Source organism: Bradyrhizobium sp. WSM2793 (assembly GCF_000379585.1).
GTDB lineage: Bacteria > Pseudomonadota > Alphaproteobacteria > Rhizobiales > Xanthobacteraceae > Bradyrhizobium.
Map to the genome: position 1 here is coordinate 50,829 of NZ_KB902770.1, position 16,766 is coordinate 67,594.

Genomic DNA, 16,766 nt, shown 5'->3' on the forward strand with positions numbered 1-16,766 from the left:
TCCAGCCTCAAGTCGACAGGCGGCCTATCCCGGCACTTCGCCGGCATTGGGCTCGCCGGCGTCCCCAGCCATCCGCGGCGGCCGCACCACGGTGACGGTGCAGGCCGCTTCCGAAGCCACCTTGGCCGAGACGCTGCCGAGCAGCGTGCGCCTGAACGAGCTCTGCCGCGCGCCGATGATGACGTGGTCGACCTGGTTGACCTCGGCGAACTCCAGGATCGCGGCGGCGGGATCGACCGCCTCCAGCACATGAGCCGACAGCCGGCTCTCATCCAGCTTGAGCGGCGTCGCCCAATGCCTGAGCGCGACCAGGCGGTCGATATGCTTGTTGGACCCCTGCTCGTCCAGGGTACGGTCGATCGCGATCCGGTTCAGCTTGAGCACGTTGACGCAGGCAAGCCGTGCTGACGGCAAGGTGGCAAGGATGCGCTCGGTGGTCACGCGCAGCGCCTCGTTCAGCTCCGGTGCGCCTTCCACGGTGTCGAGCGCGACGGCGAGGATGGGGCTCGATGCGATCTGGGCGGCGACATCCGATTTCGCGCGCGGCGCCATGACACCCTGGTTGAAGCGGCGACGCCATGCGACGCCGATTGGGTCGCGTTTCACCCGCTCCGAGCGCGCGGTGAGCTTGACCTGGTCCGGATGGACGAGATCGAAGGCGAGTTGGGATGCCGTCGGATAGCGCCATACCGGCTCGATCTCGAGACACCGCAACACTATTTCCTGAAGCCAGAGCGGGTAGTCGGTGCGCAAGCTTCGCGGCGGATACGGATCGCGCCACAGCCGGCGCCGCATCGCGCCCATCGTCTCGCCCTCGCCGAACGGCCGTTCGCCAGTCGTGAAGAAATAGAGCAGCACGCCGAGCGAAAACAGATCACTGCGCGGATCGTCGCGCACCCCTGACAGCCGCTCGGGCGCCATGTAGGGCGCGGTGCCGTAAGGCAGGCGGAATTCCTCCTGCAGAAGATCCGGCAGGTGGTTGTGATGCGACAGGCCGTAGTCGATCAGCACCGCCTCGCCGGTTTCGCGGAACATGATGCTGCTCGGCTTGATGTCGTGATGGATCACGTTCTGGCGGTGGAGATCGGCAAGCGCGGTCGCGATCTTGGCGACGAGCTGCCGCGCTTCGTCGTAGGGCAACGGCAGGTCAGGCAGCCGCTTGTAGAGCGTGGTGCCGCCGATGCGCTCGATCACGACATAGGCCTGGTGCGCGAAATCGCCGGTGCCGAAACAGGCCGGGACGTGCGGACCCGCCAGCCGCGGCAGGATCATCATCTCCATCTCGAAGGAGACGATCGCGGCAGGGTCCTCGCCCTCCGACACCCGCGGGATCTTCATCAGCAAAGGCATGTCGATGCCGGGATGGGTGACCGTCCACAACGTCGCCATGCCGCCGGCATGAACGCATTCACCGATGGTGTAACCATCGATCACCGCACCGGATTTGACCAGGGGCTTCGGCATCGGCCTCTAGCGCCCCTGCGAGAGCCGATCGGCGAGCCAGTGCGGCAGGCCGTTGTCGCGAATCCTGTCCGCCGCGGTCCCGATGTCATAGGGCGCGCGGCAGTAGGTGATCTGGCACGTCTCGGTGTCGAACAAGACGAAGGCTGCCGACGGATCGCCGTCGCGGGGCTGGCCGACCGAGCCGAGCACGGCGAGCCATTGCCGGCCGCGCAGAAGCTGCACCGGAACGTCGGTCTTCGGCACGAAGCTCGTCATCTTGGCCGTCACCGACATCGAATAGAGCGCGGGACGATGGATGTGGCCGCAAAACGTAACATGAGCGGGCGTCGCGATCAGGCTCTTGGCGGCGTCCACCGTCGAGCGGACATAGTGCCAGCGCTGGGGGCTGGAGGCTTCCGAATGCACGAAGAGACGATCGCTATCCTCCACCAGCATCGGCAGTTCGGTCAGGAACCGCCGCTGCGCGGTATCAAGCCGGCCGCGGGTCCATTCGATCGCGATTTGCGCCTCGGCGTTCATGGTCTCCGTCGAGGAATTGACCGCCTGGTCGTGATTGCCGCGGACGGCGATCGCACCCTGGGCAACGAGCTCCATCGCGGTATCCACCACCCATTCCGGATCGGCGCCATAGCCGACGAAATCGCCAAGCAGGACGAACCGCTCCGCGCCCCTCGCGCGGGCGGCCTTCAGGCAGGCCTCGAAGGCCTGTCTGTTGCCATGGATATCCGAAAAGACAGCTAGGAGCACGCACCCTCCACCCTCCAATTCGTATTGAAGGCCGGTAAGGCCAAATTGAGGGAGGTCAAAACCATGCGCCAGCGCCGCGCCGTTTACCAGCGCAGCCTTGCGGTGATGATCCTGCGGCGATGACGAAGGGCCTATTGCTCGTCCTTTGGCGGCATCCGGGGCGGCGGTATCGGCGTGAACACGGCGCCTTGCGCGCCGGCCGGCGGGGCAAGGAATTCGCCGGTCGAGGAATCGCCGCCGGTGGTCTCCAAAATGGTCTTCGGCGTCACATATTCGCGGACCATATCGATGAGGCTGCCATCGCCGCCGCCGAAATCGGCGGCGCGGCCGCCTTGCGGATGTCCCAGAGCGATCTCGTTCTCCGCGGCATGGGTCTTGTCGGCGAGCCTGTCGTCGTAGGGGACGCGGAAGGCGCGCGGAATGCCGCTCGGGCGATTGTCCTCGTCCAGCTGCTCGACCCACAGATAGATCGAGCCGGGGTCACCCTGAAGCGAATGCGGCTCGACGATGCGGGACTTCAGCAGCTTGAACGTCGTCGGCAGCCGGTCGGTGCTGGCCCAACCGAGCAGGCCGCGCATCTCGCTGAAGCTGACGATGTAGAACGCGCTGGTGACCACCACCGCGACCGCCTTGAACGACCAGTGCAGCCGCCCATAGACCAGCACGATCAGCAGCAGCGCACCGATCACGGCATAGGCAACCGACAGCGTGAGGATGACCGTTTGCAGATTAGTCACGGCGTATCCTCTTGGCGTTACTGCTCACCCCGGTCCTCGGGTCGAGATCGGCCCCGTTGCGCCAGCTGCTGCGGAACGTCTCCAGCAGCGATTTCGGCCGCTGGTCCACATTGACGACCTTGCCTTCGGCGTCGATCCGGAACCGCACCGCGGTCTTTTCGTCGCCGGTGTGATCGAGCGTGAACTTGTTGTCGAAGACCACCTGCGCGGTCGGATTGAGCTTCTGCACCTTCACATTGGCCGTAACGGGCTCACCTGTCGTCGCCACGAAATGCGAGACGTTGACGGTGTATTCGCCGGCGAGGATGCCGCGCACGGTGACGATCTCCTCGCGGATGGGCGAGGCGATCTTCTTGCCAGCGACGATGATGAAGTCGTTGGCCCCGCCGCGGTCGTCGCGATCGAGCGTCAGGAAGCCGGCCTCACGATGGCGGTACCAGGCGATATTGCCGGCGGGATCCTGCACGAACAGGTCGAGATCGTCGGGGTGGCTGTCCGGCCAGTCCAGCGTGATCATGAACTCCGCCTTGGAATCGATCTTGCCCTCCTTGGCATCCGGGGAGACCGCGAGCAGCGCAAGAAAGAACAGGAACGCGATCACCTGGAGCGCCTTGAACAGCATCACGCCCAGCGGATCGAACGGCTCCTCGCGCGGATAGAGACCGAAATCATCCATCATGACGGGATCCCGGCACCCTTGATCCCAGACCCCTTTTCAGACCCCTTGCGCTCCAGCACCGGCGTCACATAGGTCTCGGTCAGCACCACCGCATCCGAGAACACCCGCTGGGTCGCGGCATCCAGCATGTAGTACTGGATACGGACCAGGATCGAGCCGACGAGGCCGGCGAGCGTCGTGTACATCGCGACCGCCATGCCGTCGCTCATCAGCCCCATCGAGGAGCGCATCGCGACCTTGTCGGCGGCATCCAGCCCCGCGATCGGCGCCAGCATGATGATGAAGCCGACGATGGTGCCGAGCAGGCCGAGCTTCATCAGCGTATCCGAGACAAAGGCGCCGAACCCATTGGAGCCGCGCAGCCGGTCCGCGAGCGTCCGCAGCAGCAGCGTCTGGTCGACCGGGCGGTAGCCCTGCGCGGCCGCTTTCGTCACCAGGCTCTGGATGTGGTCGCGCACCAGGCCACGCGGCAGCGCCGCCGCGCTCGCATCGAGCACCTTGCCGCCATCAGGCGCGGCGAGCGCCTCGCGGCAGCGCCGCGCCGCTGCGCCTTCACGCGCGATCGCCCGCGTGCGCAGGAAGCAGTGGCCGCAGGTCAGAACATAGAGCACCGCGATGACGCTCGAAATGTAGGTCCGGTCCGAGGTCAGCATCAGATGGATCAGGCCGAACCGCCACAGCAGCACGACGGCGAAGATCGAGAGCCCCGTGAAGATCATCCAGAACAGGAGCGCGCTGCGCTCGGATGGGTCGGTCGCGGTTCCCGCGATCGGTCCAATCGTGATCGAACTCATGCTGCACTGCTCCCGGCCCGCAACGATTGGCCTGCAAAGATTTCCGGTCGATTAGATCAAAGCCGCCGTATCAGGTCCAAAGACCCATGCCCAATCCGGCTTGGGAAATTTGCCCGAGCAGCAGTCCCGCCACACCCCGCAATTGGCAAGGCGCGGCGGCGTTGTTAGGCTGAGCTTATCAAACGTCGGGGATGATCGCATGCGCCTCGTGCTTCAGCTTGTCGCCCGTCTGCTGCTTATCGTGGCCCTGTGCCTTGGCGCGGCAACCATATGGGCCACATTCGACGCCTATCGCAGCGTCGACCGGTCCACTGCGGCCTCGGCGCAGCGGGTCGCGCAGGCGCTTCAGGCGCTGTATTGGCGCGAGCTTTTGTTGCGCAGCAGCAGAGCGCGCGAGCATCTCCTGCCCGTTCCGGACTGGCGCACCCTGGAGACCATGAAGCTGATCTCGCCCGGAGTCTGCGTCGAGTTCCAGCCAGCCGCGGCATTCGAGAAGCCGCTCTGCGGCCAGAGCGAAGGGCTGGGCAAGATCCCGCCGCGCTGGTTCGCCGCGATCGTGCCGACCTTCCTCGGCAGCCACGCCGAGGTGGTTCGGCCCGTCAGTCCACGCGCCGCGGCCGCCGGCACCGTGGTCGCGACGCCGGATGCCGCGGCCGCCATCTCGCTCGCCTGGGAATACATCCTCAACGTGATAGACGTCGCGCTACTGATGGCGGCGGCGATCGCGCTGCTGGCTTCGCTGGCGATCGCGCATGCGCTGGCACCGGCGCGCACGATCGTGACCGCCCTGCAGCGCATGGCGCGCGGGCAGTATCGCACCAAACTGCCGCGCTTCCGCTCCATGGAGCTGGCGATGATCGGCGGCGCCGTCGACGAACTCGGCGGCCGGCTGGAGGAAGCCACCGAGCAGCGCGCCGCGCTGACGCGGCGCCTGATCGAGATCCGCGACGACGAGCGCCGCGCCCTCGCCCGCGAGCTGCACGACGAGTTCGGACAGAATCTTTCCGCCATTCTCGCCTTCGCCAACACGATCGAAACGGCGAGCACGAAGGACAACCGGGATAATGGCATCGCGCAGGATGCGCGCATGATCTCGCAGGCGACCCATCATCTGATGGCATCGCTCCGCGATGCGCTGAAGCGTCTGCGCAATCCACTGCCCGAGGAGCTCGGGCTCGAGGCAAGCCTCGTCAACCTCGTCGACAGCTGGCGCTCGCAGAGCGCGGCGCGGCCGACGATCCAGCTCGATCTCAGGGGTGACCTCACTGACATCAGCGGTCCGGCCGCCACCACGGCCTATCGCGTGGCACAGGAATGCCTGACCAACGCGCTGCGTCACGGTGCGGCGCGCGAGATCTCTTTGCGCATCGAACGCCGGGCCGGCGAGGACGACGCGCTGCTGATCCGCGTCGAGGACGACGGCGGCGGTGATGCGGAGCGCGTCTCGCAATCGGCCGGCTTCGGCCTGACCGGCATCCGCGAGCGCGTCACGGCGGCCGGCGGATCGCTCTCGATCCTGCCCGCCCGCGGCGGCCTCAGTGTCGCCGCCACCATCCCACTCGCCGCGTGAGGGCGGAATGAGCGAGGTTGCAGCAACAGGCATCTCCGTGCTGCTCGTAGACGACCACCCGATCGTCCGCCAAGGCTATCGGCGCGTGCTGGAAAGCCAGGGCGACCTGCATGTCGTGGCGGAGGCCGACAACGCCGCGGACGCCTACGGCGCATTCAAGGCGCATGATCCTGATGTCGTCTTGCTCGACATCTCGATGCCCGGCGCGAGCGGGCTGGAGGCGATCCGCAATATCCGCGCGCGCAGTCCGCGGGCGCGGATCCTCGTCTTCACCATGCACAACGAGGCCGTGCTGGTGAAAGCCGCCTTCAGCGCGGGAGCCAGCGGCTTCGTCACCAAGAGCAGCGAGCCGTCCGCCGTCGTCACCGCGATCCGCGCTGTCGCGCGCGGCGAGCGGGCCATGAGCGACGATATCGCGCACATCCTCGCCGAGGACAGCCTGTCGGCGGGCTCAGCGCTGGATCAGCTGGGCGAACGCGAGATCGAGATCCTGCGCCAGTTCGCCGGCGGCGCCACCACCGAGCAGATCGCGACGCATCTCAATCTCAGTGTGAAGACAGTGCAGAACTACCACTATTTGATCAAGACCAAGACCGGCGCGCGCACCGACGCGCAGCTGGTGCGGCTCGCCGCGACCTGCGGGCTGACGAAGATCTAGCAGCGGGGCTGCCGCTTTCCCCACGTCACTTGAAGATTTGGAATCTGCCGGGCCCGATGGAACGGAGGCCATCCGGCTCCGGTTAGGAGTAGAGTGGAGGAATCGCCATGAGTAAGGCTCATCACAAGGCAGTCGACCATCCCCCGATCATCACCGTAGGCGAGCTCATCGATGAACTTTGCCGCCTGCCCGATACGGCCGTCGTCCACTTCCGCTGCCCCATGCTCGAGCAGGAGCTGACATTCTACCGCCTTCGAAAGCGGTCAAAGGATGCCGTCGAAATCGCGGTCAATGCATATCCGGAGAGCCCGCCAGTCGTCCCGGCGACCAACGGCGGTGCGTTTCAGCCGCGCAGGCACGCAACGGCCGCGCCCCCCGTTCGGGAGAGTGCGCTTCTTCACAAGGCAAGAGGGTGAGATAGGCCTCCGGGTCTAGGCCGCCTTCAGGGTCTAGGCCGCCTTCAGGCCGCGCAGCACCAGCGCGAGCGTCGCGTCGACACGCGCCGGCAGATCAGCGTCCTTCCATTCGTCGGCATGCGCCGGATGGTGGAAGCGGACGGTGGCATCGAAGATCGCGCGCGCGGTGGTTTTGACGTCGCCGATGGCGAATGCGCCCTGCTTCACGCCGTCCGTCAGGATCGCCGAGATCTGGTCGATCATGGTGTCCTTGTGACATTTGACGGCCGCGCAGGCCTCGCGCGCCAGCGTCAGATAGGTCTCGAACATCTCGGGGTCGTCGAGCACACGCGAACGCTTGGCGGCGAACAGCGTGCGCAGCCAGCGCTCGAGCCGCGCCGGCGCCGGGCCCTGCTCCGCGGCGATCTGGCGGAGCGGCGCGTCGATGCGGTCCAGCCAGCGTTTGGCGACGGCCTCGCGCAGCGAGGCCTTGCTCGGGAAATGGCGATAGACGCTGCCGTGGCTCACATCGAGCGCACGGGCAACGTCGACCACGGTGGCCTTGGCAAGTCCGTAACGCCGCAAGACGTCCTCGGTCACTTCGAGGATCCGCTCCGGCGTCAAGACAACGGCTTCATTCATGCCAGCACCATGTTCCCGTTGGGCTCAGTTATCCGGCGATGGAGCTGCTTCCGAAGCGCCCATGCCGGCTGTTTCGGAAAGCTCTCGCCTTAATGAGGCAGTTTTGCAGCCTGCGCCGCGATCTGGCGCGCTACCAGCAAATTGAGCCAATGCCCAATCGCGCCGGTGAGGTTGATGATTTCGGTTGTCATTGTCTTAAGTCTCCATTCGTCCGCGGTCCCCGCTCTTCAATCCGCCCTCCGATCCGAGCTTGGCTCGGATGTCGGGCTCCCCGGGGCTTGTCGCGGGACGCCCAATCGGAGCGTCCGAGAACGGATATACACGTCCCGCTGACAGATTTCAATATCTGTCAGTCAATGATCCGTGATTGACAGTTAATATTTGCGGCTGGGGTCGCCAACCCCTGCCTCCGGTCCGGTGGATAGCTCGGCAATCCCCCTCTCGCGGGGCCCAGACCGTTTGTTTCGCCCTGTCTGCTCTGTTAAATCACGGCGTAAAAAGCATTTTGGCTGGCGCCGCCCCTCGGGATCGCCCGCCCACCTTCCTGGAGCCATCAGATGATCCCCCGCTATACCCGCCCGGAAATGGCCTCGATCTGGGAGCCGCAGACCCGGTTCAAGATCTGGTTCGAGATCGAGGCGCATGCGGCGGACGCCCTCGCCGAACTCGGCACCATCCCGAAGGAGGCCGCCAAAACGGTCTGGGCCAAGGCCAAGGACGCCACCTTCGACGTCGCCCGCATCGACGAAATCGAGCGCGAGACCAAGCACGATGTCATCGCCTTCCTCACTCACCTCGCCGAGATCGTCGGCCCCGAGGCGCGCTTCGTTCACCAGGGCATGACCTCGTCCGACGTGCTCGATACCTGCCTCAACGTCCAGCTCACCCGCGCCGCCGACCTGCTGCTCGCCGACCTCGACAAGGTGCTGGCCGCGCTCAAGAAGCGCGCCTTCGAGCACAAGATGACGCCGACCATCGGCCGCAGCCACGGCATCCATGCCGAGCCCGTGACCTTCGGCCTCAAGCTCGCTTATGCCTATGCCGAATTCTCGCGCGCCAAGGAGCGCCTGATCGCGGCGCGCAAGGAGGTCGCGACCTGCGCCATATCAGGCGCCGTCGGCACCTTCGCGCAGATCGATCCGCGCGTCGAAGAGCACGTTGCGAAAGCCATGGGCCTCGTCCCCGAGCCGATCTCGACCCAGGTGATCCCGCGCGACCGCCATGCGATGTATTTCTCGACGCTCGGCGTGATCGCCTCTTCGGTCGAGCGCATCGCGGTAGAGATCCGCCACATGCAGCGCACCGAAGTGCTGGAGGCCGAAGAGTTCTTCTCGGAAGGACAAAAGGGCTCCTCCGCGATGCCGCACAAGCGCAACCCGGTGCTGTCGGAAAACCTCACCGGTCTCTCCCGTATGGTGCGCGCCTATGTGACGCCTGCGCTGGAGAACGTCGTGCTCTGGCACGAGCGCGACATCTCGCACTCCTCGGCCGAGCGCATGATGGGCCCGGATGCCACCGTGACGCTCGACTTCGCGCTGGTGCGCCTCGCCGGCCTGATCGACAAGCTGCTGGTCTATCCCGCCAACATGCAGAAGAACCTCGACCGCCTCGGCGGCCTCGTGCATTCGCAGCGCGTGCTCCTGGCGCTCACGCAGAAGGGCGCGAGCCGCGAGGACGCCTACAAGCTCGTGCAGCGCAACGCGATGCCGGTCTGGCGCGGCGAAGGCGATTTCCTTCAGCTGCTGAAGAAGGACACCGAGGTGAAGAAGTATCTCTCGGACGCCGAGATCGAGGAGCAGTTCGACCTCGGCTATCACCTCAAGCACGTCGACACGATCTTCAAGCGCGTGTTCGGCGAAAGCTGACATCTTGTAGGGCGGATTAGCGTAGCGTAATCCGCCTTCCGTCCCGGCATCGCGGCGGGTTACGCTACGCTAACCCGCCCTACGAAGAAAAAACGGATCCCACCCCATGCCCATCGTCAACCGCGTTGCCGCCCTCTCCGACGAAATGGCCGCCTGGCGCCATGACTTCCACGAGAACCCCGAATTGCTCTACGAGGTCCACCGCACCGCCGGCATCGTCGCCGAGAAGTTGCGCGAATTCGGCTGCGACGAAGTGGTGACGGGTATCGGGCGCACCGGCGTTGTCGGGGTGATCCGCGGCCGCAAGTCCGCCTCCGGCAAGACCATTGGGCTCCGCGCCGACATGGACGCGCTGCCGATCATGGAGACGTCGGGCGTGCCTTATGCGTCGAAGGTCCCCGGCAAGATGCACGCCTGCGGCCATGACGGCCACACCGCGATGCTGCTGGGCGCCGCCAAATATCTCGCCGAGACGCGCAATTTCGACGGCACGGCGATCATGATCTTCCAGCCCGCCGAGGAAGGTGGCGGGGGCGGCAAGGCCATGGTCGAGGACGGGTTGATGACGCGCTGGAACATCCAGGAGGTCTACGGCATGCACAACATGCCGGGCCTGCCCGAAGGCCATTTCGCAACCACGCCCGGCGCGATGCTGGCCTCCTCAGACAACATCCAGATCACCGTCCACGGCAAGGGCGGCCACGCCGGCGCGGGTCCGCACAAATCCGTCGACAGCGTGCTGATCGGCTCGCAGATCGTCAACGCGCTGCAATCGATCGTGGCGCGCAACGTCGATCCGCTGAAGTCAGCCGTCATCTCGATCACGCAATTCCACTCCGGCACCGCCTTCAACATCATCCCGGAGGTCGCCGAGCTCGGCGGTACCGTGCGCACGCTCGATCCTGAGGTGCGCGATCTCGTCGAGCGCCGCATCGGCGAAGTCGCCGAGAGCGTCGCCCGCGCCTATGGCGGCTCGGCCGAGACGAAATACAGCCGGATGTATCCGGTGACGATGAACCATGCGCGCGAGGCCGGCCTTGCCGCCGACGTCGCCCGCGACATCGTCGGCACCGATCGCGTCAACGACAAGTTCATCCCGATGATGGGCGCCGAGGATTTCTCGTTCATGCTGGAGGCGCGTCCCGGCGCGATGGTGCTAGTCGGCATGGGCGACGGCAACGAGTGCCACCATCCGGCCTATGTCTTCAACGACAACATTTTGGGCCACGGCGCCTCGTTCTGGGCGCGCCTGGTCGAGACACGGATGCCGGCGGGGTAGAAGGTCTGTAGGGTGGGTTTTAGCCCCGTGGATGCGCAAGCGCATCGACTAGGCGTAACCCACCACTTCTGTTTCCGCGGATATGGCCAGGGTGGGTTACGCCTTCGGCTAACCCACCCTGCCCACTCTCATCCCTGATATTGCAGCACATGCATGCCGGCGTTCCAGTCGGAGACGAACATCAGCCCGTCGGGCCTGACATAAGCGTCACAGGTCTTGGCCGCGAGCGCGACGTTCGGGCGAGGGTCGATCAGCTTTTTCGGTGTCGGCGGCACCAGTACGCGATCTCCCTCGGCGCGAAGGAATAGACGACGGCGACGTAGCACGGCGTCCGTCGGCCGCGGACTACGTTCTCCCACCACGTCCGCTGCGAGCGGCGCTCAATTACAGACCTCATAATTGCCGCCGGCCGCGGCATTTGGACTGACCCTTCCCTGGATAACCCCGCTTACAAGCCGGCATCCTTTTTGAACCGGGCGACAGCCCGCCGAATTGCAAAAGATCTGCCCGCTGGCCTCGGGTTTGGACGGCGAAGATTCGGATTGCTTTCGCTCCGTATCCCGTCTCCTTGAATCCTCGCGCGTCGCGACCGGCTTCTTCTCCTGGACCTTCTCGCACTCGTTGTCGTCACCGACGCGATAGCCGGCGCGGCAGGTGATCTTCACGCATTGATCGCCGTCGGCCTTGAAGCCGAAATTGCACACGAGCGGGCAGACGCGCCCCGGCTTCGCCTTGAGGGCATCGAGTGCGTCGACGCTGGCGAGCTTCACGTCGAACTGGGTTCCGGCATATTTGTTGAAGAGCGTCAGTGAGCGCTGCGCGGCCGACGTCCACTCGCCCTCCACAGCCGAGGTGAGGCAGCCGACACGGCGCAACTCGCTCTGGACGGATTTTGTAAGATCAGCCGCCGATAAGGTGTATGCTGGTACAGGCGAGAGGGCAGCAACTTTCTGCTCGGCCTCGGGCAACTGTCGATCGGCCGCCGACTTTGCGGCCAGCTCGGTTTTCTCGGCGGCTTGCCTCGCAGCGAGTTCGGCCTTGACCTTCTCTGCCGTCTGCTTCTCGGCCAGCGCTTTCGCGGCCGCAGCCTCGGCGATCTTGCGCTCGCGCTCGGCTGCTTCAGCCCTCGCCTGCTCGATCTGCTTCTGCTTCTCCGCCACGATCCGCGCGTCCTCGGCGGCTTTGGCGGCAGCGGCGGCTTTTTCCATCTCCGCCTTGTGGGCTCGTTCGGCGGCGAGCTTCACCTTCTCCTGCTCGGCCTGCCGGGCCTTCTCGGTCGCCGCCGTGCGCTCCTCTTCGGCGGCAATCTTCTTCAGCTGCACGCGGGCGAGATTGGCGTAGAAGCCATCTGGATATGTCTGCAGGAAGGCTTCCCAGGCCTCACGCAGGCCGGCCTGAAGCGCAAGCTCATAGTCCCTGCGCACGCTGTCCTGTGGATTGGCCTGCGGCCCCGCGACAGCGGCCGGCTTCGCCGGCACCAGCGGCACGTCGTCGCCGCCGAGCGAGCCGTAGACATAGGGCTCCTGCCTGTTGCCGGTGTTCTTCAGAACGTCGTCCCGCACGAAACCGAACGCCTTGCGCAGATCAAGCCCCGGCTTCGGCAGGTGCTCGACCAGCGCCGTGGCGAAGGGACTGTTGCGGGAATCGCCGTCGGATGCAGTCGATCCCGCCTTGGCCGCGAACGCGATCATCGTGTTCGGGCTGGTCGGCTCGACCTTGGCAAGACCTCGCCCGATCGCGCGCGAGGCCACCATGCGCTTCATGGTCTTGGAAAAGGGATTGTCGCGGCAGGCGTCGAGGATGACGAGGCGCAGCCGCTTGGCCGGCTCGACGGCGAACAGCGCACGATCGAGCGCAACCGTCTCGTCGAGAACGTCGCCGTCGGTCTCCAGCATGGCGTCGGTCGGGATGAGATAGTTGTTGCCGTCGAGCTCGATGCCGTGGCCAGCGTAGTAGATCACAGCCATGTCGGCGTCGCGGACCCTGCCGGCAAAGTCACGCAGCGTCCGCCGCATCTCGGAGGCGTTCAGGTCTGTTTTCACGTCGACCGCATCAAAACCGGCCTTCTTGAACATGTCGCCGATCAGGGCAGCATCGTTCACGGGATTGGTGAGCCGCAGCGTGTTCTTGTAGGCGGAGTTGCCGATCACGAGCGCGACGCGCTTTTCGGCCCAGACAGGCCCACAAGCGAACAAGGTCGCAAGGGCTATCACGCCAATGAGCCGATACACGCTCAATTGCAGATCTCGGTGGTGACAGTGACTCCGTGATTTTGCTTCGCCGTTCCGAGACGGCACCCCTTTGCGACCGGCCGACACCCCGCGTTGCCGCAGACCATCTGTCCGGACGCCTGGGGCGCCGACGGTGCGGCTTCCGTTTGCTTTCGATCCGTATCCCGCCTCCGCGACTCCTCGCGCGTCGCGACCGGCTTCTTTTCCTGGACCTTTTCGCATTCATTGTCCTCGCCGACGCGATAGCCGGCGCGGCAGGTGATCTTGACGCATTGGTCGCCGTCGGCCTTGAAGCCGAAATTGCAAACCAGCGGGCAGACCCGCCCCGGTTTCGCCTTCAGCGCATCGAGCGCNTNCACGCTCGCGANCTTCACGTCGAGCTGGGTGCCGGCATATTTGTTGAACAGCGTCAGTGAGCGCTGCGCAGCCGAACTCCACTCGCCCTCAGCGGCCGACGTCAGGCACCCGACGCGGCGCAATTCGCTCTGTACGGATTTGGCGAGGTCAGCCGCTGACAATGTGGGTGTCGGCCCCGGCGAGAGCGCGGCCACTTTCTGGTTCTCGACTTCGGGCAGCTGCCGATCGGCGGCCGGCTTTGCGGCCTGCTCCGCCTTTTCTGCCGCCTGCTTCGCGGCGAGCTCGGCCTTGGCTTTCTCGGTCGCCTGCTTCTCGGCCAAGGCCTTCGCTGCGGCCGCCTCGGCGACCTTGCGCTGGTGCTCGGCGGCTTCCGCTTTCGCTTGCTCGATCTGCTTTTGCTTCTCTGCGGCGATCCGCGCCTCTTCCGCAACCTTGGCCGCAGCGGCCGCCTTGTCCTGCTCGGCCTTCTGGGCGCGCTCGGCAATAAGCCTGGTCTTTTCCTGCTCGGCGGCCTTCGCCTTTTGCTCGGCTGAGGCACGCGTCTCTTCGGCGCCGATCTTGTTCAACTGGCCTTTGGCGAGATTCGCATAGAATCCCTCAGGATATTGCGCCAGGAACGCTTCCCAGCCGTCACGGGTGCCGAGTTGGAGCGCAAGTTCATAGTCTCGCCTGAGCTCAGACTGCGGATTGGCTTGCGGGCCGGTCGCAACGGGCTTGGCAGGAACGAGCGGCACGTCGTCGCCGCCGAGCGAGCCATACACGAAAGGCTCTTGCTTGTTCGCGGTGCTCTTCAGCACGTCATCGCGCACGAAGCCGAATGCCTTGCGCAGATCGAGGCCCGGTTTTGGCAGGTGCTCTGCGAGAGCCGTAGCGAACGGGCTGTTCCGGGAGTCTCCATCGGACGCCGTCGAACCGGCCTTGGCCGCGAACGCAATCATCGTATTCGGGGTGGTCGGCTCGATCTTGGCGAGGCCCCGCCCGATCGCGCGCGAGGCCACCGTGCGCTTCATCGTCTTGGCAAAGGGATTGTCGCGGCAGGCGTCGAGAATGACGAGCCGAAGCTGCTTGGCAGGCTCGATGCTCACCAACACGCGATCGATCGGCAACGCCTCGTCGTAGACGTCGGTGTCGGCCTCGAGCGCGGCATCGGTCGGGATCAGATAGTTGGTGCCATCCACCTCCATGCCGTGGCCAGCGTAGTAAATGACCGCGATGTCGGCATCCCGCGTCCGGGTGCCGAACTCCCGCAGCGCCTTGCGCATTTCAGGTGCGCTCAGGTCCTGCCTGACGTCGACCGTGTCGAATCCGGCTTTCTTGAGCATACCTCCGATCAAGCCGGCATCGTTCACCGGATTGCCCAGCTTCGGCGCGCTCTTGTAGGCGGAATTGCCGATGACGAGCGCGACGCGCTTCTGGGCCTGCGCTGGCCCGCAAACGAGCCAGGTCCCGAAGATGATGGCAGCAATGAAGCGATACGCTCTCAATTGCAGACCTCTCTCGTTCGGCCGGCCATCACGGCGCTCGCATCAGCGGTGCTGGCGCGCTCTATTCTGCATCCCTTGCCGACGGGGCGGCAGCCGGCAGCATTGCAGAATATCTGGCCGGATGCCTGCGGTGCCGACGGCGCGGTTTCGCTTGCCCTGCGGTCTGCGTCGCGCTTCCGCGTGTCCTCGCGCGTCGCGACCGGCTTCTTTTCCTGGACCTTTTCGCATTCATTGTCCTCGCCGACGCGATAGCCGGCGCGGCAGGTGATCTTGACGCATTGGTCGCCGTCGGCCTTGAAGCCGAAATTGCACACCAGCGGGCACACCCGTCCGGGCTTCGCCTTCAGCGCATCGAGCGCNTNCACGCTCGCGANCTTCACGTCGAGCTGGGTGCCGGCATATTTGTTGAACAGCGTCAGTGAGCGCTGCGCAGCCGAACTCCACTCGCCCTCAGCGGCCGACGTCAGGCACCCGACGCGGCGCAATTCGCTCTGTACGGATTTGGCGAGGTCAGCCGCTGACAATGTGGGTGTCGACCCCGGCGAGAGCGCGGCCACTTTCTGGTTCTCGACTTCGGGCAGCTGCCGGTCGGCAGCCGGCTTTGCGGCCTGCTCAGCCCTCTCCGCCGCCTGCTTCGCGGCAAGCTCGGCCTTGGCCTTCTCCACTGCCTGCTTCTCGGCAAGCGCCTTCGCAGCCGCCGCCTCAGCCACCTTGCGCTGGTGCTCGGCCGCTTCCGCTTTCGCTTGCTCGATCTGCTTTTGCTTCTCTGCGGCGATCCGCGCCTCTTCCGCCGCCTTGGCAGCAGCTGCTGCCTTCTCCTGCTCGGCCTTCTGGGCGCGCTCGGCGATCAGCCTCGTCTTTTCCTGCTCGGCTGCCTTGGCCTTTTGCTCAGCCGAAGCGCGCGTCTCTTCGGCGGCGATCTTGTTCAACTGGCCCTTGGCCAAGTTGGCGTAGAAACCGTCCGGATACGCCGCCAGAAACGCTTCCCAGCCGTCGCGCGTCGCAAGCTGAAGCGCGAGCTCGTAATCCCTGCGAATGGCATCCTGCGGGTTGGCCTGCGGACCGGTCGCGGCCGGCCGCACGACGAGGGGCACGTCGTCGCCGCCGAGCGAGCCGTAGACATAGGGCTCCTGCTTGTAGCTCGTGCTCTTGAGCACGTCGTCGCGCACGAAGCCGAAGGCCTTGCGCAGATCAAGGCCCGGCTTCGGCAGATGCTCGACCAGCGCAGCGGCGAACGGACTGTTTCGCGCATCGCCATCGGACGCCGTCGATCCCGCCTTGGCCGCGAACGCAATCATCGTGTTCGGGCTGGTCGGCTCGACCTTGGCGAGCCCGCGCCCGACGGCGCGTGAAGCCAGCGTGCGTTTCATCGACTTGGCGAACGGGTTGTCGCGGCAAGCATCCAGGATGATCAGGCGCAGCTGCTTGGCCGGCTCGACCGCGAAAAGTGCGCGTTCGACCGGAATGGTCTCGTCGAGAACGTCGCCGTCCGTCTCCAGTGTCGCGTCGGTCGGAATGAGATAGTTGGCTCCATCGAGCTCGATGCCGTGGCCGGCGTAATAGATCACCGTCACGTCCGCATCGCGCGACCTGCCGGCAAACTCGCGCAGCATGCGCCGCATCTCGCTGGCACTGAGATCCAGCCGGACGTCGACGGAATCAAAGCCCGCCTTCTTGAACATGCCGCCGACCAGCGTGGCATCGTTCACGGGATTGCTGAGCTTGGGCGCGCTCTTGTAAGCGGAATTGCCGATCACGAGCGCGACCCGCCGGTCGGCATGCGCCGGTCCGCAGGCAAAGCCAATCGCAAATATCAACACAGCAAATAGCCGAAACGGAATCACTTGCGTCCCCCCGGATGCAA

The 16,766-nt window shown here is 65.3% G+C and carries 14 protein-coding genes; 4 read left to right on the plus strand and 10 right to left on the minus strand.

All coding sequences use genetic code 11. From position 1 onward, the window contains the following. Window positions 1–24 precede the first annotated feature (24 nt). The 5 genes from A3AS_RS0105275 to A3AS_RS0105295 form a co-directional block, all read right to left on the minus strand. Window positions 25–1,464 (minus strand): bifunctional serine/threonine-protein kinase/universal stress protein, encoded by a 1,440-nt coding sequence (locus A3AS_RS0105275; protein ID WP_018316551.1) that lies wholly within the window; start codon window positions 1,462–1,464, stop codon window positions 25–27. A gap of 6 nt (window positions 1,465–1,470) precedes the next feature. Then, on the minus strand, window positions 1,471–2,211 hold the full coding sequence (locus A3AS_RS0105280) for a metallophosphoesterase (protein ID WP_018316552.1): 741 nt from the start codon (window positions 2,209–2,211) through the stop codon (window positions 1,471–1,473). Between the two features lie 131 nt (window positions 2,212–2,342). Beyond that, entirely contained in the window at window positions 2,343–2,948 is a 606-nt protein-coding gene (locus A3AS_RS0105285; RefSeq protein WP_018316553.1) for a hypothetical protein, read from the minus strand. Continuing rightward, on the minus strand, window positions 2,941–3,627 hold the full coding sequence (locus tag A3AS_RS0105290) for a hypothetical protein (protein ID WP_018316554.1): 687 nt from the start codon (window positions 3,625–3,627) through the stop codon (window positions 2,941–2,943). The genes A3AS_RS0105285 and A3AS_RS0105290 overlap by 8 nt, the downstream gene beginning before the upstream one ends. Further along, window positions 3,624–4,421 carry a MotA/TolQ/ExbB proton channel family protein gene (locus A3AS_RS0105295; protein WP_018316555.1) on the minus strand — a complete coding sequence of 266 codons (798 nt, stop codon included), beginning with the start codon at window positions 4,419–4,421 and terminating at the stop codon, window positions 3,624–3,626. The genes A3AS_RS0105290 and A3AS_RS0105295 overlap by 4 nt, the downstream gene beginning before the upstream one ends. 199 nt (window positions 4,422–4,620) lie before the next feature. Between A3AS_RS0105295 and A3AS_RS0105300 the strand changes: the two genes are divergently transcribed. Both A3AS_RS0105300 and A3AS_RS0105305 read left to right on the plus strand, forming a co-directional pair. After that, window positions 4,621–5,991, plus strand: a complete 1,371-nt coding sequence (locus A3AS_RS0105300; RefSeq protein WP_018316556.1) for a sensor histidine kinase — start codon at window positions 4,621–4,623, stop codon at window positions 5,989–5,991. Between the two features lie 7 nt (window positions 5,992–5,998). Beyond that, window positions 5,999–6,649 (plus strand): response regulator transcription factor, encoded by a 651-nt coding sequence (locus A3AS_RS0105305; protein WP_018316557.1) that lies wholly within the window; start codon window positions 5,999–6,001, stop codon window positions 6,647–6,649. A gap of 449 nt (window positions 6,650–7,098) precedes the next feature. Here A3AS_RS0105305 and A3AS_RS0105315 read toward each other — a convergent pair whose 3' ends face one another. Then, complete coding sequence (locus tag A3AS_RS0105315) at window positions 7,099–7,686, minus strand: TetR family transcriptional regulator (protein ID WP_018316559.1); 588 nt, start codon at window positions 7,684–7,686, stop codon at window positions 7,099–7,101. 557 nt (window positions 7,687–8,243) lie between these two features. Here A3AS_RS0105315 and purB point away from each other — a divergent pair. Together purB and A3AS_RS0105330 are read left to right on the plus strand one after the other, a co-directional pair. Further along, window positions 8,244–9,551, plus strand: a complete 1,308-nt coding sequence (gene purB, locus A3AS_RS0105325; protein WP_018316561.1) for an adenylosuccinate lyase — start codon at window positions 8,244–8,246, stop codon at window positions 9,549–9,551. Window positions 9,552–9,657: 106 nt separating this feature from the next. After that, complete coding sequence (locus A3AS_RS0105330) at window positions 9,658–10,830, plus strand: M20 aminoacylase family protein (protein ID WP_018316562.1); 1,173 nt, start codon at window positions 9,658–9,660, stop codon at window positions 10,828–10,830. 128 nt (window positions 10,831–10,958) lie between these two features. On the opposite strand, the gene A3AS_RS48160 is transcribed toward A3AS_RS0105330, so the two are convergent. From A3AS_RS48160 to A3AS_RS0105350, 4 genes are all read right to left on the minus strand, one after another. Beyond that, window positions 10,959–11,105, minus strand: coding sequence for a hypothetical protein (locus A3AS_RS48160; RefSeq protein WP_018316563.1), 147 nt, complete (start codon window positions 11,103–11,105; stop codon window positions 10,959–10,961). A 105-nt stretch (window positions 11,106–11,210) separates the two neighbouring features. Next, window positions 11,211–13,067 carry a caspase family protein gene (locus A3AS_RS0105340; protein ID WP_018316564.1) on the minus strand — a complete coding sequence of 619 codons (1,857 nt, stop codon included), beginning with the start codon at window positions 13,065–13,067 and terminating at the stop codon, window positions 11,211–11,213. Continuing rightward, window positions 13,064–14,902: a caspase family protein gene (locus A3AS_RS0105345; RefSeq protein ID WP_018316565.1), complete on the minus strand. Its 1,839-nt coding sequence runs from the start codon at window positions 14,900–14,902 to the stop codon at window positions 13,064–13,066. Before A3AS_RS0105345 ends, A3AS_RS0105340 begins: the two co-directional genes overlap by 4 nt. Beyond that, window positions 14,899–16,722, minus strand: a complete 1,824-nt coding sequence (locus A3AS_RS0105350; RefSeq protein ID WP_371260657.1) for a caspase domain-containing protein — start codon at window positions 16,720–16,722, stop codon at window positions 14,899–14,901. Before A3AS_RS0105350 ends, A3AS_RS0105345 begins: the two co-directional genes overlap by 4 nt. Window positions 16,723–16,766 lie beyond the last annotated feature (44 nt).